The sequence below is a fragment of the Archangium lipolyticum genome, from assembly GCF_024623785.1.
In the GTDB taxonomy this organism is placed as follows: Bacteria; Myxococcota; Myxococcia; order Myxococcales; family Myxococcaceae; genus Archangium; species Archangium lipolyticum.
Genome location: NZ_JANKBZ010000005.1, coordinates 455,811 through 478,514 on the forward strand (window position 1 = coordinate 455,811; position 22,704 = coordinate 478,514).

At 69.0% G+C, this 22,704-nt stretch carries 17 protein-coding genes; 11 read left to right on the forward strand and 6 right to left on the reverse strand.

The annotated features are described in order from the left end of the window. Positions 1-90 precede the first annotated feature (90 nt). The 4 genes from mtsC to NR810_RS14735 are packed head-to-tail and all read left to right on the forward strand — an operon-like array spanning position 91 to position 7,510. Complete coding sequence (gene mtsC, locus NR810_RS14720) at positions 91-1,404, forward strand: cell-cell cohesion MYXO-CTERM protein MtsC (protein ID WP_257453073.1); 1,314 nt, start codon at positions 91-93, stop codon at positions 1,402-1,404. Positions 1,405-1,434: 30 nt separating this feature from the next. Next, positions 1,435-3,387 (forward strand): cell-cell cohesion protein MtsD, encoded by a 1,953-nt coding sequence (gene mtsD, locus NR810_RS14725; RefSeq protein ID WP_257453075.1) that lies wholly within the window; start codon positions 1,435-1,437, stop codon positions 3,385-3,387. Then, positions 3,384-5,144: a VWA domain-containing protein gene (locus NR810_RS14730; RefSeq protein ID WP_257453076.1), complete on the forward strand. Its 1,761-nt coding sequence runs from the start codon at positions 3,384-3,386 to the stop codon at positions 5,142-5,144. Before mtsD ends, NR810_RS14730 begins: the two co-directional genes overlap by 4 nt. Positions 5,145-5,200: 56 nt before the next feature. Next, positions 5,201-7,510, forward strand: a complete 2,310-nt coding sequence (locus NR810_RS14735; RefSeq protein ID WP_257453078.1) for a cell-cell cohesion protein MtsF — start codon at positions 5,201-5,203, stop codon at positions 7,508-7,510. A gap of 11 nt (positions 7,511-7,521) precedes the next feature. Here the strand turns inward: NR810_RS14735 and NR810_RS14740 are convergent, their stop codons facing one another. Then, complete coding sequence (locus NR810_RS14740; RefSeq protein ID WP_257453080.1) at positions 7,522-7,953, reverse strand: Ig-like domain-containing protein; 432 nt, start codon at positions 7,951-7,953, stop codon at positions 7,522-7,524. A 31-nt stretch (positions 7,954-7,984) separates the two neighbouring features. On the opposite strand from NR810_RS14740, the gene NR810_RS14745 reads away from it, so the two are divergent. Further along, entirely contained in the window at positions 7,985-8,473 is a 489-nt protein-coding gene (locus NR810_RS14745) for a hypothetical protein (RefSeq protein WP_257453082.1), read from the forward strand. 4 nt (positions 8,474-8,477) lie between these two features. Here the strand turns inward: NR810_RS14745 and NR810_RS14750 are convergent, their stop codons facing one another. After that, positions 8,478-11,339 carry a carboxypeptidase regulatory-like domain-containing protein gene (locus NR810_RS14750; RefSeq protein ID WP_257453084.1) on the reverse strand — a complete coding sequence of 954 codons (2,862 nt, stop codon included), beginning with the start codon at positions 11,337-11,339 and terminating at the stop codon, positions 8,478-8,480. Between the two features lie 210 nt (positions 11,340-11,549). Here NR810_RS14750 and NR810_RS14755 point away from each other — a divergent pair, with 210 nt between their 5' ends. From NR810_RS14755 to NR810_RS14775, 5 genes are all read left to right on the forward strand, one after another. Then, the gene (locus NR810_RS14755) at positions 11,550-12,179 is read left to right on the forward strand and encodes an MXAN_6652 family MXYO-CTERM-anchored protein (RefSeq protein ID WP_257453086.1); all 630 of its coding nucleotides are present in this window, start codon (positions 11,550-11,552) and stop codon (positions 12,177-12,179) included. A 105-nt stretch (positions 12,180-12,284) separates the two neighbouring features. Then, positions 12,285-13,331 (forward strand): hypothetical protein, encoded by a 1,047-nt coding sequence (locus tag NR810_RS14760; RefSeq protein WP_257453087.1) that lies wholly within the window; start codon positions 12,285-12,287, stop codon positions 13,329-13,331. Positions 13,332-13,360: 29 nt separating this feature from the next. Further along, positions 13,361-15,154 (forward strand): hypothetical protein, encoded by a 1,794-nt coding sequence (locus NR810_RS14765; RefSeq protein WP_257453089.1) that lies wholly within the window; start codon positions 13,361-13,363, stop codon positions 15,152-15,154. An 18-nt stretch (positions 15,155-15,172) separates the two neighbouring features. Next, complete coding sequence (locus NR810_RS14770; RefSeq protein ID WP_257453091.1) at positions 15,173-16,585, forward strand: DUF1501 domain-containing protein; 1,413 nt, start codon at positions 15,173-15,175, stop codon at positions 16,583-16,585. Next, a complete protein-coding gene (locus NR810_RS14775) occupies positions 16,582-17,943 on the forward strand; it encodes a hypothetical protein (RefSeq protein ID WP_257453093.1) in 1,362 nt (453 codons plus the stop codon). Before NR810_RS14770 ends, NR810_RS14775 begins: the two co-directional genes overlap by 4 nt. A 27-nt stretch (positions 17,944-17,970) precedes the next feature. Here the strand turns inward: NR810_RS14775 and NR810_RS14780 are convergent, their stop codons facing one another. Continuing rightward, positions 17,971-18,771 (reverse strand): hypothetical protein, encoded by an 801-nt coding sequence (locus tag NR810_RS14780; protein WP_257453095.1) that lies wholly within the window; start codon positions 18,769-18,771, stop codon positions 17,971-17,973. A 304-nt stretch (positions 18,772-19,075) separates the two neighbouring features. On the opposite strand from NR810_RS14780, the gene NR810_RS14785 reads away from it, so the two are divergent. Further along, positions 19,076-19,753 carry a hypothetical protein gene (locus tag NR810_RS14785; protein ID WP_257453097.1) on the forward strand — a complete coding sequence of 226 codons (678 nt, stop codon included), beginning with the start codon at positions 19,076-19,078 and terminating at the stop codon, positions 19,751-19,753. Positions 19,754-19,807: 54 nt separating this feature from the next. Here NR810_RS14785 and NR810_RS14790 read toward each other — a convergent pair whose 3' ends face one another. The 3 genes from NR810_RS14790 to NR810_RS14800 all read right to left on the reverse strand — a co-directional run bounded on the left by NR810_RS14790 (position 19,808) and on the right by NR810_RS14800 (position 22,696). Further along, the gene (locus NR810_RS14790; RefSeq protein WP_257453100.1) at positions 19,808-20,731 is read right to left on the reverse strand and encodes a tyrosinase family protein; all 924 of its coding nucleotides are present in this window, start codon (positions 20,729-20,731) and stop codon (positions 19,808-19,810) included. Then, the gene (locus tag NR810_RS14795; RefSeq protein WP_257453102.1) at positions 20,728-21,225 is read right to left on the reverse strand and encodes a hypothetical protein; all 498 of its coding nucleotides are present in this window, start codon (positions 21,223-21,225) and stop codon (positions 20,728-20,730) included. The genes NR810_RS14790 and NR810_RS14795 overlap by 4 nt, the downstream gene beginning before the upstream one ends. 136 nt (positions 21,226-21,361) lie before the next feature. After that, entirely contained in the window at positions 21,362-22,696 is a 1,335-nt protein-coding gene (locus NR810_RS14800; RefSeq protein WP_257453105.1) for an amidohydrolase, read from the reverse strand. Positions 22,697-22,704: the final 8 nt, after the last annotated feature.

A 22,704-nucleotide genomic window follows, 5' to 3' on the forward strand; every position in this document is an offset into this window, starting at 1 on the left:
CCATGTGCAACCCCGCGAAATTCCAGCCCTTCCCCAGGCCCGGCGGACGGATCGGCTCTTGCTAATGGCCCGGTGCTGAAAGGAGTCACCATGAAACTCGCTCGCATTGTCCCCGTGCTCACCATGGGGGTGCTCTTCCTGATGCCGACCCCGGCGCCGGCCCAGACCAACGGCGCGGACAACCCGGAGTGCCTGGGTACCCAGTGTGGCCGTCCCAAGGAGGAGGGCGGCGGCTGCGGATGCGGTTGTGGCTGCTCCGTCTGGGTGGCCTACACGGACGACGGCAAGACGCTGTCCTACACGGATGACGGCGACGGCGACGGCAAGTCGGACGGCAACGACAACTGCCCCTTCTCCTCCAACCGCGGCCAGGAGGACGACGACAGCGATGGGGTGGGCAACGTCTGCGACAACTGCTCCACGCTGGCCAACCTCCAGCAGAAGGACGCGGACGGCGACGGCATCGGCGACGACTGCGACCCAGATCAGGACAACGACGGGGTGCCCGGCGCCAGCGACAACTGCCCGTTCGTCCCCAACCCCAAGCAGGAGAACCTGGACGGAGACGCGTTGGGCGACGTGTGCGACGTGGACGATGACGACGACACCGTCCTGGACGGCGACGACAACTGCCCGCGCGTGAAGAACACGGACCAGAAGCTGCCGGACGACCGCAGCCTGTGCAACGTGGACCGCGACGGGGACAACGTCCTGGACAGCTTCGACAACTGCCCCGCCCTGGCCAGCACCAACCAGCACGACACGGACGGGGATGGCGTGGGCGACCCGTGCGATCCGGACAAGGATGAGGACAGCGTCCTCAACGAGAAGGACAACTGCCCCGCCAACGCCAACACCGACCAGGCGGATGACGACGGGGACCACGTGGGTGACGTGTGCGACGCGCGCTACTGCGTCGTCATCGACCCGCAGCACCCCGAGAACTGCCTGGATCCGAAGTCCCCCTTCACCGTACACGGCGGTGGCACGCTGGCGCTGAAGAAGGGCGAGCAGGTTCGCCTGCCCCTGTTCGCCAACCGCAATGGCGTGGCCATCGAGTACACTTGGACCGTCACGAAGCGTCCCGAGGGCTCCAAGTCCGTGGTGGAGAACCCCCAGGGCGCGGTGACCATGAGCCGCCACTGGGAGTACGCCTATGTCGACGGCAACAAGCCCACCTTCACCGCGGATCAGGATGGCGACTACGTTCTCCAGCTCCGCGCGAAGCTGGCCTTCGATGACCGGGCCTACCCCGGCCGCCGCGAGTCCGTCTCCGAGCTGGCCCTCCAGGTGTCCAACACGAGCGTCAGCGGTTGGAACTGCTCCGCCTTCCCCGCCACCGGTGGGGGGCTCGCCCTGGGCGCCGCCCTGGTTGCCCTGCTGCGCCGCCGCCGGCGCTCCTGAGTCCCGTCGTTCCAAGGAGGTCCGCACCCGATGCGCCGCCTGAAACTCCAGTCGCTGCTCGTGGCGGGCCTCCTGGCCCTGTCGGGCTGCACCGATACGCTCGTCGAGCCGCTCTCGCAGGAGCAGTCCAACGTCGATGACCGGCTCACCCTCAAGGGCCGGGTGTGCTCCAGCACGCCCGACCCGAGCGGCTTCCCGGTGAAGGTGGTCATCGTCATCGACCAGTCCGGCAGTATGTGCGTGTCCGACCCGCCGGGCTCGCAGGAAGGCACCGGCTTCTGCCAGCGTCCGGAGATCCTCGCCCTCGGGCAGGGCACCGACGAGCCCGCGCGGGTGCGGGCCCTTCGCCGGCTGGTGCGGCAGTTCCGTGCGCAGCCCAACGTGCAGGTCTCCGTCGTCCCCTTCGAGACGAACATCCGCAACCCCTGGCCCGGCAGCACGGGCAACCGCTTCGCCCGGCCCACCACCGCCTCCGGCATCGACACGTACATCGGCGGGTTGCAGAGCCAGCTGGGCAAGGGCACGGACTACCAGGGCGCGCTCGCCGAGGCCTACAAGGTCATCTCCGGTGACATCACCGACGTGGCGAAGACGCGCCCCGCGGAGCTGCCGCGCACCCGCTACGTCGTCGTCTTCCTCACCGACGGCACGCCGTACCCGCGCTGCTCGGCCAACGACTCCCTCGGCCAGTACGCCTCGCCGGATCAGCCGGATCTGACGTGGGAGGACTCGGCCAGCGCGCGCGAGTTCTGCAACCTGATGGACCCGGCGGATCCGGATGCCATCACCGGCTACATCGCGGGCACGGACCGCAACCAGAACTTCCAGCTCTTCAGCTACGTGCGGCAGCTCATGGAGCTCAAGGAGCAGCACAACGTGGGCGACATCCGCATGCACACGGTGCTCCTCTTCAACGAGGAGTCCGTGCGCCTGTGCGGCCCCATCTGCCAGGACCTGTACGGCGTCTACCCGGGCGTGGACCCGGCCCGCTATCCGCAGGAGGCCAAGAAGATCTCCTCCTGGCTGCTCAAGCGCTTCGCGGAGATGGGCGGCGGCGTGTACCAGGAGTTCAACAACAGGACGGAGATCTCCGAGCTGGGCCTGGGCGCGCTGGACTACTCGTCCTTCGCCTCGCGCAACGTGATGAAGACGCTGATGGTGCAGTCGCTCTCCGCGGTCCCGGGCCTGGAGTCGCGCGAGCCGGACAGCGACGGGGACGGGGTGGCGGACACCCAGGACAACGGCTTCTCCCTGGGCACCAACACCTTCACGGAGGACAGTGACGGAGACTGCTTCGGCGACGGCTTCGAGGTGCTGCGCTCGGACCAGGGCTTCAAGGCGGCCAACACCAAGGACACGCGCGGGTGCGATCCTCAATCCCCGCTGACGCCCAGCTGCCGGTGCGCGGACACGGATGGCGATGGCCTCTCCCAGTACGCCGAGGCGTACCTGAAGACGCACTCGGGTATCGTGGACAGTGACGGCGACGGCGTGCCGGACCAGCTGGAATCCCGCTACGGGTTGGATCCGCTTGCCCCCAACGCGTCCGGCATCGACACGGACGGGGATGGGATTCCGGACGAGCTGGAGCTGCGCTCGGAGAGCAACCCCACGCGGCGGGACCGGGCCTTCTACGAGCGGCAGGGCTACCAGTACGAGGTCGAGGCCGAGGTGCAGTCCAACGGCCGCGTCTGCTACGACTTCACCGTCTCCAACCTGCAGCTCGTCACGCCGCCCTCGCGCGCGGGCATGCAGCAGGGCTTCAACCTCTTCAAGGTGTGGTTCGCCGAGGCGCCCGAGAGTGGCGTGGCCACCGACTACGGTGTCTGGCGCACCGCCTGTGCCTGGGCCCAGTACGCGCCGCCGAGCGTGCGCGCGCCGCTCGGCCCCGAGCTGACGCTGGAGGACGGCAACTTCGTGAGACCGGACCAACTCAACGAGGACACCGAGTACCGCAACCGCTGCGTGGGAGCCCGTCCATGAGCCGGGCCGTGGTCGCGGCGTCACTGGGGCTGGCCTCCGTGGTGGCGGTGGTGGCCTGCACGGACGCCTACCTCTATGACGGGCGGAGGGATCAGGAGGTGCCGGTGGACCGTGCCGTCGCCCTCGAGGGGCAGGTGTGCACGGTGGGCTCCAACCAGGTGGTGCGGCCCATCAAGATCATCGCCGCCCTGGATGCCAGCCAGTCCATGAACGTGAGCGACCCGGACGGCACCCGGGCCACCGCGCTGGTGCAGCTCATCGACAGCCTGCCCAAGGATGATGAGGTGTACCTGGCGGTGATGGTGTTCGCCGGCAGCACCTCGGCCTATCTCACCCAGTCGGGTGCGCCGCCCACGGTGGAGGATGGCTTCGTGCGCGTGTCCGAGCTGGACAACAACAAGCGCCTCAACCTCGTCCAGCGGTTGCTCACCTACCGCAACCCGGACACCTCGCCCAACCGCGACGCCACCGACTTCGTGAAGCCGCTGGCGGACATCTACACGCTCATCAACCGGGACATCTCCCGCAGCCGCCTGGAGCCCGGTGGCGCGCAGGCGCTGGCCCAGGCGCGCTACTCCGTCATCTTCCTCTCCGATGGCAGGCCCACGACGGATCAGGACAGGGATCTGCTGCAAGGGGACGCCGTGGTGCGCATCCGCCAGCTCAAGGACTTGGTGGAGGACGTGCGCGTCAACACGGTGCACGTGTTCCAGCCCCTCCAGCCGGTCAGCACGGTGTGCGAGCTCCTGCCCGATGGCACCGCGGGAGATGGCGGCTGCCCCATGCTCCTCATCAACCAGAACGCGGAGCGGCTGGCGACGATGGCGGCGCTGGGCGGCGGCAACTTCCGCGACTTCCGCAACGACGAGCCCATCAACTTCCTGGACTTCCGCTTCGGCCAGGTGCGGCGCTCCTTCCTCCTCAAGGAACTGGTGGCCTCCAACTTCTCCGCGCCCTCGGGCAGTCCCCTGGGCGAGGCGGACACGGATGGTGACGGGCTCACCGACGCGCGCGAGGCCGAGGTGCGCACCGACATCGCGAAGGCGGACACCGACGGAGATGGCTTCAGCGACGGTGTGGAGGTCCACTTCCGGGCGCTGGGTGTGGACTTCAACCCGCTCGGTTACGCCCGGCCGGATGGTGGCGGGTTGGACCCGGGCTGTCCGCCCTCGCTGCGCGGCGTGGACTCGGACTGCGACGGACTGCTGGATTGTGACGAGCAGTTCATCGGCACCAACTCCGAGCGTGTGGACAGCGACAGGGACGGCATCCCGGACGGGGTGGAGTGGCTCGGCGGCACGCAGGGCGCGAGCAACGACCTGGAACAGGACCCGGACAACGACGGTGTGGTGAGCCGCTCCGAGCTGCGCATGCACACGAGCCCGGTGGACGTGGACACCGCGAACCTGTCCACGGACGGCTACCGCTACACGATGAAGGCGGCGGGGCCTCCGGACGACCTGGGCCGCCAGTGCTACGACTTCCGCGTGGACAACGTGCTGCTGGCTCCCACGCAGGGCGACACGGACGATGCGGGCACGGTGCTGCGCGGCGCGGGCTACAACGACCTCTACCTGTCCGCCGCCATGATTCCCGCGGATGACCCCACCGCGCGGACGATGGTGCGCCACTTCCGCTTCCAGGGGGCGCGCTACCCGCTGGGCGGCATCAAGTCCCCCGTGGACGGCGTCATCCGCGTCACCCCCGAGGACTTCGTCGACGGCTGCCCCGGCCGTCCCGTTCCCACCACGCCCTGAGCAGGGCGCCTGGAAACCCCTACCCCCGCTCCGGCGGGGTCTCCCCTGGTTGTGCCATGTCCCCTTCCGTCCGACTGCGACTGCTGCCGCTCGTGTTCCTCGTGCTCACCGCCTGTCCCTCGCAGAACCCCGGCGACCCGTCGGACGCGGGCGAGCAGGAGGTGCCCGACCTCTGCAACTCCCGCGAGGAGTCGCTCTCCTCGGCCGAGTGCCAGCTCACGTTTGGCCAGCCGCTGGAGCGCTACATCTCCTTCGGGGGGGACAGCGACTGGTACAGCGTCGAGATCCCCGCGGACGCGAAGCCGCGCTCGCTGGTGCGTGTCACCGCCGTCTACACCACGCCCATCACCGCGGTGAACCTGGCCGTCAGCCTCCTGGATGAGGAGGGCTCCTCGGCGGCACCTCGCCAGGTGGACTCGCACGGCCAGGGCCAGCCCAGGCCCATCGAGTTCGTCATCCCCGTCGACCGGCCGGACAAGAGGCTGTCGCGGCTGTTCCTGCTGCTCTCGGACCGGGACTCCAACACGAGCCGTCCCGGTTTCGACGCGCGCAACCCGTACACCCTCACGGTGGAGTTGCTGGACAACCCGGACGACAACGAGCCCAACGACACGGCGAACAAGGCCACGCCGGTGACGCTGGCGAACCAGGGCGGCATCCTCGTGGGCAGCGGCTCCGGGTACCTGGCCACCGCCGGGGACGTGGACCTCTTCGCCTTCGACGTGCCGGCCGGGAAGAACATCTACGTCCGGCTGACGGCGCCGAACATCCCTCCGCCCGAGCCTCCTCCCGCCTACATCCTCTCCTACAGGCTGCTGCGTCCGGACGGTAACGCCGAGTTCCAGGATCGCGTGCGCACCAACGTGCTGGCCGCGGATCTGGCCGCCGCGCGCCGGGGAGGAGCGGCGGGAAGGTGGCAGGTGGAGGTGCGGGCCTGGAACAGCGGCACCGCCAACGAGACTCCGCCCGGAGACCTGCGCCTGAAGTACACGCTGGAGGTGAAGGTGCTGGACGAGGCCGATTCGAACGACCTCTCCACCGGCAACGACCTGCCGGACCGGGCCAGGCTTGCCTCCCTCACCGCCACGACGAGCACCCCCTCGGCGGGCAGGGCGTCCTTCACCGGACGCCTGGGGACGATGGGGGACAAGGACTGGTTCGCGGTGGAGGTGGCCTCCAACACCGCGCCCAGCGTGCTGCGCTACCGGCTGGTTCCCCTGTCCTCGGGGGGCCGCTTCCCGCCGCTGCCCGGCCTTGCGGACCGGCAGGTGTACGTCCTCACCCAGGTGACGGGCTTCTCCGCCTCCGACTGCGTCACCAAGGCGGACGTGTGCCCCAAGGGCAGTGGCTACGGGACGGACTCGACGGTGAGGGCGCTGGTGGATGGCTGGTGCAACAACGCCACGCCGATGTGCCTGCGCTCCTCGCGCGAGGAGTCCGAGTACCTCCCCAACCTGCGCAACTTCGGGGGCGCGCTGCCAGTGCCCTCGCACACCACCACCATGCGCTACTACTTCCTCGTCCAGGACGAGGGCACCAACTGGGCGGACGACAAGGACTACCGCCTGGAGGTGGAGTGGGTGGATGACCCGGACGAGGCCAGCCACCCCTCCGAGGGAATGGCGTCACCCCGGCCGCTGGTGCAGATGGCCAGCGATGATGCCGCCGCGACCTTCCCCGCGCCGCCCACCGGTGCGGCCTTCGAGGTGCACGGTTCCATCTCCTACGGCCACGGACGGCTCGTCGGGAACGATCCGGTGAAGGGGCAGGGCGTGCGCGGCCCCGGGGATTACGAGACCGTGACCACCGACGTGGACACCTTCGCGTTCCAGCTGCCCGGCTCCGGGGCCGAGCGCACCTGGGAGTTGCAGTGGGAGGTGGGCAACCTGCCCGATGGTGGCACGCCCCACGGGCTCGCGTTGGATCTGTCCTTCTGCGATGGAGATCGGTTGGACGGGGGCGTCTGCACGCAGGTGTCCACCGGCACTGCCGGGCAGCCGCTGACGCTCGCGTACCGCGGGGAGCCGCTGCGCGCCTGGCACTCGCCGGCCGGCAGCCTGAGCAACCTGCAGCCGCTGTACAAGCTGGAGCGGGGAGCCACGTCCACCAAGGTGACGGTGCAACCCTACGCCTGCTCCTGCTTCGAGCCGCGCTTCCTCCGGGGTAACACCCTCAAGGTGGCCGTGAGCGGTGTGGACCGGACGGACTACGGACAGGCGGATTACACGCTGCGCACCGCGCACACCGGCTATCCGAAGTCGTACACCACCCTGGACGGCGGTTCCGCCAGCTGCCCGCGCCCGGATGGGGGCACGTTCGCGGATGGCGGAGCGGTGCCGGGCTGCTTCTTCACCCGGCAGCCTTGAGCCCGGTCACCTCACGGGTTGTAGCCCACGCCGGAGATGGCGATCTCCTTCTCCGGCGCGTTGGCGGCGTTGGACTTGATGAGGAGCTTGCCCTCGAACTTCTTCGCCTGGGTGGGCTTGAAGTCCACCTGGATGAAGGCGCGCTTGCCATACTCGAGCCGCATCGGCTCGCCCTTGGCGAGCTCCGGGGGCAGGGTCATGGTGAACTGGCTGGCGCCCGACTTCGTCACCTCGGTGATCTCCAGCGTCTGCTGGCCGGTGTTCTCGATGTAGAGCGACTCGGAGATCTGCTGGTTCACGTACGCCCCGGTGCCGTACTCCTGTCCGAAGCCGATGCTGTCCCGGTCCACGAAGAGCTGGGGCTCCACGGGCGGGTCGTCGTTTCCACCACAACCCGCCAGAGCGAAGAAGATGACGGACAGCCACAAGGGACTCAGACGCATGAACGGTTCCTCCTCAGGTGAGGTTCGGACGATGACACGTTTTCCAACGGCCTTGGGTGGGTTGCTGCTGGTCCTGGTGCTGGGAATGGGCTGTGGAGGCTCGCGCGCGGACTTCATCGGCAGCCGCGTGGCGGACACGTGTGACGCGGCCTGGCCGGTGTGCAGCACCATGGCGGGTTGCATCCTCGGGCCGGAGAGCTACGCCGAGGGCCGCTTCCCCGGTCAGGGGCGCTTCATCGTGCAGGTGCCCGAGGCGGCCACCGTGCGCGTGCGCTTCTTCCTCGAGGACGTCATCGCCGCGGGCGAGGAGACGGCCGTCACCTTCCACGAGGAGGGCTGCCGCGCCCGCATCCGCCAGTCCGTCAGCGGGCGCACCGCGCTGGACACGGTGGAGAAGCAGGGCGAGTTCTCCCGCGAGGCGGACCTCACCGGAGTGGGGGACCACCTCATCGAGTTCTCCTCGGACATGCAGGCGCGCTACGTGATGAAGGTGGAGGTGGTGCCGCAGCGCAACCGCTGAGCCCTCAGGGGGCGCGGGTGACGGAGACGGTCCGCACCGTGCCCGCGCTCCGCACCTCGAGCACCACCGTGGAGCCGGGCTCTCCATGGAGCAACTGGAAGGCCTTGTGGCCGTCCGTTACCGGGGTGCCATCCACCGCCAGCAGGGTGTCGCCGATCCTCAGTCCCGCGCGCGCCGCGGGGCTGCCCGGTACCACCTTGAAGAAGACCGGCTCGTCGTCGCTGATGCTCACGTACGCTCCGATGGTGCCGGCGCTTGTTCGAGGGGCGGGGAGCGCGAGGTCGCCCAGGTCGAGCACCTTTCCCTCCACCAGTGCCACCTCGCGCTCGATGCTCCTGAACGTGTCGATGGCGACTTGCAGGCTGTACTCGCCCGCGGCCAGTCCCTCGAGGAGGAATCGTCCGTCGGGGCTGCTTCTCTCGTAGAGATTCCCGTTGCTCTGGCTCTTGACGGAGACGTAGGCGTTGGCGACGGGCTGTTTCGTGTCTTCCTCCACCACCCGGCCCCGAATGCCCGCCGCGGCCTTCAGGGTGAGCACGACCTCCGCCGAGGCCTCATGGCCGGGAGTGATCCGTGCCTCGCCGCGCGCGCCGTCCTCCGTTCGTGCCACCAGCATCGTGGGGGTGGCGGGCACGTCCCGCAGCTCGAAGCGGTCGCCCTGGAACTCCCCCTCTCTGTGGTCGATGCTGCCCGCCCAGTCCAAGGGCTGGCTGAGCAGGGAGAATTTCCTCACGGGTTGCCCGCTGGTACGTACCACCCGCCCGCGCACGGTGGCGGAAGTCCGCAGTTTCACGACCACATCCTGTTTCCCGAGCCTCACGTCCGAGCTCTCCCCGCTGCGTGTGCCATTGCTCGCCCCCACCGTGGCGCGGGCTTCGGAGAGCTCCTTCCTGGGGTGCGGGTAGAAGGTGAAGCGGCCCTCCTCATCCGCGAGCACCGTCATCGGGAAGCTCCAGCCACGGATGTTCAGAGAGACCTGGGCCCCCGGAGAGGGCATGCCATCCGGTTCGAGGACGATGCCCTGGACGCTATATTCGTTGTGCGTGTACTCCTTCCAGAGCAGCTCCGCCCGGACGGTCTTTCCCGCTTCCACCTGCACCAGCTTCGGCGTTAGAGGGGCCGAGGACGGGCGTTGCGGGAGGCGCGCGTGCATGCGGTAGCTGCCCGCTGGCAGGGTCAGCCGGAAGTTGCCGGCCGCGTCGACCCCGGTCTGGCTCATGTCTGGCGTTCCATCGCCGTTCTGATCCATTGCGAAGACCTTCACCGACAACGGTTCGGAGGGGAGGGTCCCTGACGCCGCTCGCACCACGCCCTCCACGGTGCCCGTCTCCTCCAGGGTGAAGTCCAGCCGCGCCGTGCCGCCCTCCGTCACCTCCACGGGCCGGGTCGTTCCGAGCGACGCTTCCTCCCGTCTGGCGCGGAAGTACTGGTTGCCGGTGGAGAGCCCTTCGATGCGGTAGGCGCCCTCGGCATTGGTACGGGTCTCGGCGGGGGCGTTGCCCTCCTTTCCGCCCACCACCAGCGCGCCCGCCACGGGCTGGCCGGCGGCGTCCCGGACGTGGCCCTCCACGGCGCCGGAGCCCGTGAGCTGGAGCTCGAGCCGGAAGCGCTCACCCGGTGCCACCGTCGGCCCGCGCCGGATGAGCTGGGCGAAACCCGGGGCGTTCACCACCACGTCGTAGCTGCCGGGGGCCAGTCCGCTCACGGAGAAGTGGCCCGCTTCATCCGTCACCGCCCGGCCCGAGTCCGCGGTGTTGCCCAGGGGGCTGACATCGACATGGGCGCCCGCCACGGGAGCGCCCGAGGCCTTCGCCACCACGCGGCCCTCCAGCGTCGCGCCCGGTCCGAGCCGCAACCGCACACCGCGTGCCGTCTTCCCCGCGCTCACGACGACGGGCTTGTCCAGCGAGCCCGCCTCGTCGCCGCGCCGCGCGGAGAGGACGTGGAGGCCTGCCTCCACCTCGACGGAGAAGCCACCGCCTTCGCCGGTGGTGACCACCTGGGGCGTGCTTCCGCTCACCTTCACCTCGGCGCCCGAGGCCGGGCGGCCCCGCGCGTCCTCGACGAAGCCCTCGATGACGCCCGCCCCCTGGAGGGCCACCGTCAGCGGCCCCACTGCGGGCACCTTCACATGGTGCAGCACCGTCCCGGCATACCCCGGTGCCCGTGCTTCCACCTGGTAGTCACCGGAGGCGAGCCCGTCCACGCGGAAGTTCCCGCGCTCGTCACTCGATGCGTATACGCGCTCCTCGGCGGGAGCATCGGCGCGGCGCCAGTCCTCCAGCTCGAGGCCGTGCGCCGTGAGCACCAGCTCCACCAGGGGCAGTGGCTCGTTCGTCCTCCGCGCCACCGTGCGGCCGGTGAGGGACTGTCCCGCCTCCAGCGTGAGGCGCAGGTGGGTGAGGGCCTCGCCCAGGGGGCGCACCACGTCGCGCCTCAGCACCGCGTGGCTTCGCGCGTGTACCGCCACCAGGTAACTTCCGGGCCGCGAGGCGAGCCGCACGCGTCCCTTCGCATCCGTGAGGCCGGTGCTCGCCAGCCACCAGGACACCTCGTCGAGGCTCGGGTCGCGCGCGCCGCGCCAGTACAGCCGTACGCTGGCGCCGGGCACGGGCTGCTCGCTCGCGACCACCTCCACCTCCAGTGCTCCGTCCTCTTGGGTGGGCACCTGGGCCAGCGACGGTGTACTGCCCGCGTGCGCACCCATGGCCTCGGGGCTTTTCGGCCGCGGTGTCGTGCCCGCGGTGCTCGCGACCTTCGCGGAGTGGCGCTCCTCCGTGCCGCCCGGTCCTCCGGAGCGCGCGGAAAGGAAGACCCCGAGACCCATCCCCACCAGGACGGTTAGCAGAATCAACGGCTTGCGCATGCCTCGCTGCCCCCGAATCGCGCGTGACGTGATGCGGGCCAACACACTACTCGCACCTACCTGTCACGGGGATGTGACGTTTTTCCGTTTACACCGTTCTTCTTCATCCATACCGCGCGGAGTGAGGAAGTGCTCACGCAGTGTGTCAGAGGAGCATGGGAGGAAGAGGGAAAGCGAGTTAGAAAGGTAACTCTCTCTCCTGGAGGTTGTATGAAGTTCCTGTCGTATTGCGCTGCGGGTGTCGTCGCGACGAGCCTGCTGTCCACGTCGGCTTTCGCTACGCCCAACGGCGTCAGCATCAACGGCTACTCGGGCAAGTCGGGCGCGACGTGCACCGCCTGCCACGCCGCTGGCGCCGCCGTGCCCACCGTCGAGATCACCGGTCCCGAGACGCTCACCGCAGGCCAGACGGCCCAGTACTCGCTCATCATCACCGGAGGTCCCGCCAAGACGGGCGGTGCCAACATCGCGCTGAGCAACACGGAGGCGACGCTCGCGCCGGCCACCGGCTCGGGGCTGAAGCCGCAGAGCGGTGAGCTCGTCCAGTCCACGCCCAAGGCCTTCAGCGACAACAAGGTCCAGTTCGACTTCACGGTGACGGCGCCCAACTCGGCCGGCACGCTCACCATTTTCGCCGCCGGCAACTCGTCCAACGCGGCCAACGGCAACGCTGGCGACGGTGTGGCGACCACGAAGCGGGACGTGACCGTCACCGCGGGTGGAACGGCGCCCGGCGGCGAGGAGGAGCCCGGTGGCTGCTCTTCCACGGGTGGTGCGCCCGCGCTGATGTTCGTGCTGGCCGCGGCCGGGGTGACCCTGCTCCGCCGCCGCCACGGCTGAGCCGCGTGATGTAGTCCCTCCTCCCGCATCCGGCCAGGCCGCGGGAGGAGGGAAGTGTTTTGAGGTAGACTCCTGCGGACCGAGTCCCCCCAAACCGAGTCTCCCGTGCCGCTCTCTACCCGCTCGCACAACATGTTCCAGCAGCTTCCTCGCGTCTGCTGCGGTGTCCTCTCCGCGCTGCTGGTGCTCGCCGCTCCGGTCGTCGAGGCCGCTCCCAAGTCCTCCAAGAAGTCGGCCCGGACGAGCGCCTCGAAGAAGGCATCGAAGACGGCGAAGACGGCCCCGGCCGCTCAGCCGGAGTCGGCCCGCGAGCCGGCTCCCTCCACGCCGGCGCCTCCGCCGGCCGAGGCTCCCGCCGCCGCCGCCGCGCCCGCCGTGGAGAGCAAGCCCGAGGAGGCGCCTCCTCGTCCCGCGCTGGAGCCCAAGCCCGTGGTGGCGGCCCGGCCCGCCGCTTCCCGGCCCGCTGCTTCCCGTTCCACGCCGCCGGCCCGCTCCACTCCGGCGCCTGCCCCGGCCTCATCCCCCATCGCCTCGGGCCGGACGCGCGTGGGCGTGGGAGGCGACGTCTTCCTGGAGAGCTCGCGGATGACGGGCGAGCAGGGCATCAACACCTCGCGCCGGGACGAGTCCTTCGACTATTCCAGCGCGGGCTTCCTGTCCGCCACGGCCTGGCTGAACACACCCGTCACGGTGCTGAGTAATCGGCTGCGCGTGGGCGCGGGCCTGCGCATCTTCGGCAACTACGCCGCGGGCGGTGGCCGGGAGTTCGGTTTCGGTCTGCTGAACGAGGTCTTCATCTCCGGCGAGTACGGCCTGCCGGTGGCCGACAAGACGGAGGTCACCTTTGGTGGGCGCGTGGGGATGTCGCTCCTCGTCCCCAACCGCGAGTTCGCGGCGGAGATCCGCCGGCTCCAGGAGCAGGGCGTGCACGTGTGGAGCCTGCCGCGCGTGGGCTGGCTGGCGGGCCCGACCGTGGGAGCGCGGCGGCAGATGACGGACCGTATCTGGCTGCGCGCGGACGTGGTCGCCCAGGTCGAGCAGCAGTACCTCTTCTTCACGAGCCAGGAGCTCTCCGGGCTCCGCTTCACCAAGAACTGGAGCACCCTGGGCCTGCGTCTGGGGCTCACGCTCGGTGCCGAGTTCGCTCTCTGAGACATATCCCTTTCATCCGGGAGTCGCGCATGGCAGTCCGTCGCTCGCTCTTCCTCCCCGTCCTCGCCTTGCTGGCGGCCTGCCAGCCCACCTACTCCTTCGAACCGGAGCAGGTGGCCTCCGGTCCCGGAGGCATGGTGGGCAACGGCGACCCCATTACCCCGGGCACCTTCCCCGGGGGTGATGACATCCTGCCCGCCGCGCGGGACGTGCCGCCGCCGGCCGACTCGCGCCCGCCCGACTGTGGCGCTGACTGCGTGGCGTACTGCAACGGCGCGGGCCTGCAGAACCCCGTCAACCGCGGGCTGTGCCGCAGCCTGTGGGGCGTGGGCCTGCCGAACCGTCCCATCCAGCAGGCCGAGGCCTGCCGCCGCCTCTTCGTGGACATGGTGGGGCGCGTGCCCACCGCGGACGAGGCCGAGGCCACGTGCTCGGGCGGGTGGGGCGCCACGGTGAAGAAGCTGATGGAAGGCGACGAGTTCATCCTCGTCCAGCAGCGCCGGGCCGCGGACCGCTTCCTCTACAGCAACGAGGTGACGAGCCTCCAGGCCATCTACGACATGGATCGGCTGGTGGAGAAGCTGTACCGCGGGAAGGTGCCGTATGACCTCTTCGCGGCGGTGGTGAGCGCCCACCCGGTGCTCACCCGCCGCTACGCCGACCCGGGCGACAAGGCCGAGGCGCTCTTCACCCACTTCCTGGGCCGTCCGCCCTTCGAGCACGAGCGCGCGGACATGGCGCGCCTCTACAAGCTGTGGCAATCGGGCTACTACGACCACCCGCAGCTGGGCATGCGGCTGCCGGACGCCTTCATCCGTTTCCGCTGCCTGGATGACGCGGGCAACGTGGACGAGACGGCCAGGGGCGAGTGCGCCAGCGTGTTGTGGGGCTACAACGAGCTCATCTTCACCCCGGACCTGCGCGCCGCGAGGGATCCGAACCTGCGCGAGCTGACGCTGTGGAGCGGGCTGCTCAGCCCCGAGGAGTGGTCGAAGTTGCAGACGCCGGGCCGCGTCCTCGCCCGGGACCTGGCCTTCTGGGAGCGCGCGGTGGACGACGTCCTCGTGCAGTACCTGGGCTACGACCTGTCCGCGAAGGTGCCCGAGGTGCGCGAGGAGCTGGTGCGCTGGCTGCTGGAGAACGATGGCGACATCCGCTCGGTGCACTACGCGGTGGCCACCTCCGCGGCCTACCTCCAGTCCGCCGAGGGGGCCTCGCCCTCCGCGTACCGGTGGACGTATGGCCCGCTCAAGCAGGTGGACGCGGAGGTCTGGATCGACTCCATGGCGCGCAACACCGGGTACGAGCTGCCGGGGTGCGACCATCGCATCAGCCAGCCGGAGGACCTGCTGGAGTCGGGCAGCATCGCCGCCTACCGGGTGTTGGAGACGTCGCGCTGGAAGATCGACGAAGAGGGTGAGGTGGACGAGCGCTACACGGAGCTGGCGCGTACCCTGGGCGGCTGCCCGGAGAACGTGACGGGCGGGCGCTTCCGCGTGGTGAGCATCCTCACCACGGCCACGCAGCTGTCCTTCGTCCAGTCGCTGTGCAACCCCTCGCTCGACCCGGAGACGAAGGGCGCGGCGGTGGAGAAGCTGCTGCCCGAGGGCATGAGCCCCAGCCGCGCGGTGAACGCGGACGTGGCCGAGGAGATCGCCGCCCACCAGTACCGGGTGCTGCTGGGCCGCTCGCCGGATGCCGCGGAGCGGGCCGAGGCCCGGGAGGCGGGCACGGAGTGCGCCCGCACCCTGTGCTCGGCGGAAGAGTTCGCCCGTCCCTACTGCTTCGTGCTGCTGTCGAGCGCGGAGCGCGTCTTCTACTAGCCCCGGAGCCCCCGTCCCATGTCCGACTCCGACGACAAGAAGTCCGTCACCCTCGGCCGCCGCCGGCTGCTGCAGGGGCTGGGCGCCAGTACCGCGGCGCTGGCCTTTCCCCACCTCTGGTTGCCCTCCGAGGCCCGTGCCCAGACGTCCGGGCACGGCTCGGTGCGCCACCTCATCTACATCCGCCTCTCCGGCGGCTTCCGCTTCACCACCGCCTTCAACGGTGACGTGGCGGACGAGTTCAACCCCTTCGGCCGCTCGGACAGGCGCGCCCCTGGCACCGAGTGGGGTGCCACGAAGCTGCTGGAGCGCGCCAGCTGGCTGGAGGGTGAGGCGAACAAGGCCCGGCGGGACGCTGGGATGAAGCCGGTGGTGGAGTTCACCAACGAGATGTGCGTGCTGCCGTGCGTGGACCACGAGCCCCTCGCGGCGCGCGCGGACGGTGGCCACGGCACGGGCCTGGAGCGCTTCCTCACGGGCTACGTGGGAGGCGCCACGGGCTTTCTCACCTACGTCAACTACGGGGTGCGCGAGCGCGTGGCGAGGGCGGCCGGAGAGGGCATCACCCTGCTGCCGGCCTTCAGCCTGGGCGAGGCGGGCATGGCCACGGGGGCGGGCGAGTACGCCACCTACCGGCCGCCGGTGCTCGAGGGCAGTGGCTTCGAGCGCTTCAGCGTGGATCCGGACTCGACCCTGCCGGCCTGGGCGGCGAAGCTGCCTGGTCAGATCGACACGCGTTTCCGCGAGCGGCTCCACACGGCGCTGCGCGGAGGCGTGGACACGTACCAGCAGACGCGCAAGGCCACGAGCGACTACGGGAAGATCTTCCGGGACCCGATGCTTCGGGTGAGCACCGACTCCAACGAGGAGTACGACGGCATCACCAACCGCGAGCTGCGGACGCTGCTGGGCACGGACGGCACGGGGCAGCGGGCGGCGCTCGCGCTGCGCCTGTTCCACTTCGGCTGCCCGGCGGTGTTCCTCAACCAGGGCGGGTACGACTTCCACTCGCGCGAGGACGCCGAGCTGCCGGGCGAGATGGACGCGGCCAACCGGCTGGTGAGCGGCCTGCGCACGGCCCTGCGGAAGATGCAGCACCCCGAGGGCGGGACGTACTGGGACAAGACGCTGGTGGTGTTGGGCAGCGAGTTCGGCCGCACCACGGGCGGCAGCCGCTACAACTCCGCCAACGGAAGTGACCACAGTAGCGATCTGGCCACCCGGTGGATGTCCATGCCCTTCATGGGGGGCGTCATCACCGCGGCGGGCAAGGGGGGCAAGAGCCTCGGCTCGGTGAACGGCTCGAACCTCAAGGCTACCGGCAAGGTGTACTCGTACCGCTCGGTGCTCAAGACGATGATGGACCTGCTCGGTGCCGACCACCAGGGCATCTTCCCCTCGGACGCCCCCATCGAGGACTTCTTCGCATGAAGCGCTCCACTCTCGTTTCCGCTCTCGCGGCCCTCGCGCTGGCCTGTGATCCTCCCATTCCCCCGCAGGAGCCCGGCAACATCCCCTTCGAGCCGAATCGCCCCGGGGTGGGTTCGCCTTCGGACGTGGAGCCGTACGAGGACGGGAACGCGGACGTGCTGAAGGCCCAGCAGACGTACCCCACGGGCATCGATCTGCACCGCAAGCTGGTGATGCGCACGTGCAGCGGCACCAATGGCGTGTGCCACAACCAGAAGGAGTACCCGGACCTGCACACGCCGGCCACCTTCACGGCGTCCATCAATGCCCCGTGCAACGTGCAGTCGGGCAACCCGAATGGCGTGTACGACCGGTGCGAGCGGCTGGGCGACCGTTTCCGCTTCACCGAGGACTCCGCCGCTTTTCGGGAGATCGAGATCGGCTACTTCGAGCTCTTCCCCGGGGAGACGCCGAGGCTGGATCCGAGGGGAACGCGGCCGGACAAAACCACGGCGGGCCTGCACCTGTACCTGCACGATCCGGTGCCCGTCGAGGGGGACCGGATCAACGCCACCGGCACCTTCATCCGCAACTTCATCAATGCCGAGGGCAACGTGCAGGCGCTGCCCTTCGCCAGCTACAAGACGAACTGGTGGATCCTCGATGACCGGCGCCACCTCTTCGCCGAGGTGAGCGAGTACCAGCGAGACGCGGTGGAGAGCCTGGTGGCCAGCGGCATCATCCAGGGGGACCAGAACCGCAACGAGGTCTACGGCTACCGCGAAGGCAAGAACGTGCCGCTCATCAACCCGGGCAAGCCCGAGGAGAGCTACCTGGTGGCGCGCCTGCGCGGGACCATGCAGAACGAAGCGATTCCGGGCACGCGCATGCCGCTGGCGAACCAGCCGCCGTCCGTCACGGACATGCTGGCGCTGATGTGCTTCATCGAGGGCCTGGACCCGGCGGCCACGCAGTGGAACCTGGGCTCGGCCATCGACTACAAGAATTGCTCGTACTCGGATGACCCGTCGAAGCTCAACCTCGCGGGCACTGGCGCCAACTGGAGCGGGCGCGTGCTGCCGATCCTCCAGTCCAGCTGCGGCGGCTGCCACGGTGGCAGCGAGCCGCAGGCGGGATTGGATCTGCTCAGTGGCACGCCCAGCGAGATCCGCCAGCGCCTGCTGAAGCCCTCGAGCCAGAAGCCCGCGCTCCAGCTCATCTACCCCGGCGACCCGATCAAGAGCTACCTGTGGAACAAGCTCACGGGCGACGGCATCATCGTTGGCGCCCGCATGCCGATCGGCGCGAACGCCTCGCTGCCCGATGACCAGCTCGCGGACATCCAGAACTGGATCAGCTACGACGCGCTGGACAACTGAGCCACCGGGGCGATGGGAACACCGCGCTCACGGTTGAAGTGAACGCGGCTCGCTCTTCTGATGGGAGCGTGCCGAGACCGGCATGTAGCACTTGCCCTGGTACTCGGCCTGCCTCTCGTAGCAGGGCGGGCGCTTTTCCAATGCCACCCAGCACCCGCCATTGATCTCCACCTCTCCCGACTTGGGATAGCAGGGAGCCTTGGCCTGGTCACTGAATGGCTTGGCTGGCAGGGGATAGGCGATGGTCGTCGCCCCCGGAGCGCTGAGGTCTACCAGATCGGGTGCCTTGGCCTCGCTGGCCGCCGACTCGCCGATCCCGGCACCGGCTCGCTTGTCGCCCCTGGGACCTTCGGGGTCTTGCGAGAAGCGAGACCACATGACCGCGCTCAGGGTGACGGCGAGGCCCGCGACAACCAGCCAACCTCGTGAGCGAAGCATCCGACGCGTACGCCCTACCCACCGCTTCCAGGTGCCCACCGGTCCGCCTGTCAGATGGGCGCGTGCCTCCTCGTTCTTCTCCAACCGCTCGACGGTGGAAGTCAGGAGGTCGAGCATGTCGGACAGCTTCGACAGCTGGCCGGAGGAGGGGGCTTGTTCCACCTCCATCGTGATGAAGGGGGGCTCTGTCTGGGCGGATATGCGCACGAGCCAGGAATCCTCGGGCTCCCAGTTCGCGCGTGCTCCGGGCATCAGCACCAGGGCGGGGGCGCCCGTGTGGATGTTCTCCGCTTCATAGAGTCGGCCCAGGTCCACCGCCACGTTCTTGTACCGCTTGCTGATGTGGAACGGTCCCAGCCGTCCGCCCTTCCAGGTCTTTTCGTCAGCCACGCGCGGCCTCCTCCTTACTTCCGCCGTTGTATACCTCCAGGTGGCTTCGGAGGGAGTCCGCTGCGTTCCGCTCCTCACCAGTTGAGCAGCGGAATGCACCCGACGCGTTCCACTCCTCACCGGTGAGGAGTGAAACGCTGAGGAGTCCCTGCTCGCGGATGGTTCCTCCGAGCGGTGGGATTCTCCTGGGCACTCTGTTCACATAAGTAATTGTTTTTACGAGGCGCCGCGTTGGCGCGGGCGTTGCTCATGCCGGACCCGAGCCGCGATTCCCGCGGCCGCTCCACATTGAGGGGGGCAATTCATGGTCCAGACGAATGGTGGCAATACCCTTTCCGAGCTGACGCTCGAGCAGGTGGCGGACTCCATCCGCACCTACCTGAGACAAGGCAACGCCGGGCACTACAACATCGGCCTGCTCTACAACCACACCGTGGACAACCAGTTGGCGGAGAAGAACGGGTACGAGAGTGCCCAGGCGTACTTCAGCCAGCACTTCGAGGAACTCTCGCAGGCGACCCTGACCCGGTACGGCACCGTGGCGCGGGAGTTCACCGAGGAGGCGTGCGGGATGTATGGCGTGATGAAGCTGATCACGCTGCGCACCTACTTGCAGGTGGCTGAGCTCCAGTTCGCGGCAGGGGAGCCGGGCGCGACACCCATCGATGTGCCGGAGGAGGGCGGGATCGTGAAGCAGAAGCCCTTCGCCGAGTGCAGCCTGGAGGAGCTGAGGCAGGCCGTGAAGCACAAGCGCAACCCGACCCGTGCGACCATGCCCACCACGGATGCGGACCGCGTCGAGTTCATGCGGCAGTGCTTCTCGAGGCACTTCGCCAAGGGCACCCGCGTGCAGCTCAAGACGAACTTCCAGCGCGGCAAGACGCTCCTCACCATCCAGGGCGTGCCTCTGGATGATGTGGAGCGGCTCATGGAAGCGCTGATGGATGGCTTCCAGCCCCAGCTCGTGCGTTCGGCGGGGTGATGGGCGGGCGAGGAGCTTGAGCAACCCGGGGTCGAAGCTGGACCCCGGGTCGTCTCAGGCCTGCAGGTCCGCGAGCGTGTCGTAGTCGTAGCGGTCGTTCGCGGTGAAGGGCGCACCAGGGGAGAGCGGATCCAACATGCCGCGCGGGGTGACCCGCGTGGTCTCCCGGAAGACCGAGTAGAGCGCGTCATCGAGCCGGTGAAAGGACAGGGTGTTCGCCGCGTTCTGCGCGGGGACGTACGGGGCATTCGGGTAGCGCACCCGCCACGCATGCCAGATGCGGTCCACGTTGCAGTGGTGCAGGAAGAACAGGGGGTCGTTGGGCGATGTGCTGTCCGTCATGTCGCCGCCCACCCAGACGTGCACGATGTTGTGGAGCCCCGGACCCTCCCAGCCCTCCAGGTAGTTGCGGAAACCGTTCGAGGTACTGTTGTACGGCGGGGCGTCGTAGAGGACCTGGTCGCGCAGCACTGAGCGGACCTGCTCGCGCGTGGGCAGTGCGCCCTCCCTGCCGGGTGCGCGAGCGAGAGGCCGTGGCCGTGCCAGGCGCGTGAGTCCCCGCTCCGCCGGGACGACACGCACCTGCCAGACGGCAGGCGAGGTGAAGCGGCCCATGGCACCGTCGGCCCAGAGGGGGGACTGGCGTGGATCCGCCAGCGCCGCATCCGCGGCCCAGTCCCAGTACGGCAGCCGGAACTCCGGGTCGCGGAGCGCGATTCGGAGATACACCTCGAAGCGCAACAGGAAGTACCGGTGCCACGGCAGGAAGGCCGGGCCCGAGTGGGCCGCGTTGCGGTCGCGCTGCGTGGGCGGGGTGAAGAGCATCATCGACTGGTGGTGCCAGGACACGAAGAGGTCATAGATGGAGAGCCCCTGCTGTCCCGGCCAGGGAAAGCGCGCCGGGTCCTTGAGGGCCAGCACGCCGTCGATGAACTGCTGCCTGACGGTCTCGTCGGCGAGGATGTTCCGGCGGATCATCGAGCACCTCCATGCACATGGGCGGGCTGATGCGCGTGTCCGCCGTGGTCCATGTGGCGGCCTCCATCGTCCCCCTCGGGAGAGGGCTGAGCCGACTCGAACAGGTGCGGCATGCGCTCGATGAGGTGGCGGACGAGCTCCGTCGCCGTCGCGAAGGTCAGGTAGGGGCACAGGTGGGACCAGAGCCGGCCCTCTTCATCCACCATCATGTGCAGCGTGACGAGACGCTCGTTGACCCGGACTTCGTACGTGGTGGTGATGGTGATGGTGTTTCCCTGGTGCTCGAGTACGCGGGTGCTGCGCGCGAGGGCCTCGTGCGAGTGCTCGACGTAGGAGGGGAAGTCCTTCATCACCCAGTCCGGGTGTTCGCTCCCGGGTTTGAATGGGTCGAACACCGCGAGTGGGACGGCGCGCGGCTCGTTCTTGCTCCGGGCTCCCGTCTCACGGTGCGTTCGTGTCTTCTGTCTCGCCGGGCGCTTCGTCTTGGCTGGCATCGACTGCCTCCCCCGTTGGTACGGCTCGGGGGATTCATAGGGCAGGGGATGCGCGGGACGCGAAGGCGGGCCCGACGAGGGATTCAGTTGAGAACACCAGGGGCGTCAGGTCGCTCGCTGTCGACCCCCGCGAGCCTCACGGCTCGTAGCGCTGGATGCGGGCCTCGGGCACCCGCCGGGACATGCGCTCCATGGTTCCCGCCACCTCGGCGAGGATGCGGTCCTTGTCGAGCGTGAGGTGGCGGCGCTCGTGCAGAATGACGCGGCCGTCGACCATGACGGTGTGCACGTCGCTGGCGCGGGCGCTGTACACCAGCCCGGCCGTGAGGTTGTGGGGCGGTTGCCAGTGCGTGCCTCGGGTGTCCACGAGGATGATGTCGGCCTGGTAGCCGGGCGCGAGCGTGCCAATGCGGTCGCCCAGTCCCATCGCCGCCGCGCTGCCTCGCGTGGCGATGTCGAGCGCCTCGGGAATGGGCAGCACCTCGGGGTCCATCGCCTCGTGCTTTTGCATCAGAGCCATGAGGCGCAGGCTCTCGAAGACATCGAGCGTGTTGTTGCTGACCGCGCCGTCGGTGGCCAGGCCCACCGCCACTCCGGCCTTGCGCAAGGCGCGGATGGGGGTGATGCCCATGGCCAGCTTGAGATACGTCTTCGGCGCGTGCGCGATGCCCACGTGCTTTCGATGCCTGGCGAGCAGCTCGATGTCCTGGGGCAGCAGTCCGCAGCCGTGCGCGATGAGGGCGGGCACACTCAGGACCCCGGTGTCCCTGAGCACCTGGATGGGCGTCAGTCCCCGCCGCTCCACGCTGGCATTCGTCTGGTTCATCTCCTCGGCGGCGTGGATGTGGATGCCGATACCGAGGCGGCTGGCGTGCTCGACGGAGGCGCGCAGGAAGCCGTCGTCGCAGGTATAGGGCGCATGCGGGGCCATGCAGGTGGTGATGCGGCCACCTGCGCCGCCCTTCCAACGCTCGGCGAAGGCCGCGGTCTCATCGAGCGCGCCGCGACCCCGGCTGGAGAACACGGCCCAACCCAGGTGCGCCCGCGTTCCTGCCTCCTCGACGGCCCGGGCCACCTGGTCCATGTGGAAGTAGTGGTCGGCCACCGTGGTGACGCCGCCCTCGATCATCTCGAGCAGGCCCAGGAGCGCGCCCCAATACACATCCTCCTCGGTGAGGTTGCTCTCCAGGGGCCAGATGAACTCGTTGAACCAGCGCTCGATGGACACGTCCTCGGCCAGCCCTCGGAAGAGCACCATGGGGACGTGAGCATGGGTGTTGATGAGCCCCGGCATGGCGAGCATTCGCTGCCCTTCGAGCACGGTGACGCCGGGCTCGGGGGGACGCCCGGTGGGGCGGATCTCCGCGATGCGGTTGCCACGGACCAGGATGTCCTGGTTGCGAACGACGGTGAGCGTGCCGCTCGTATCCGGGACGAGCGTGTGACAGTCACGGATGCAGATATCCGCCATCGGGAGCC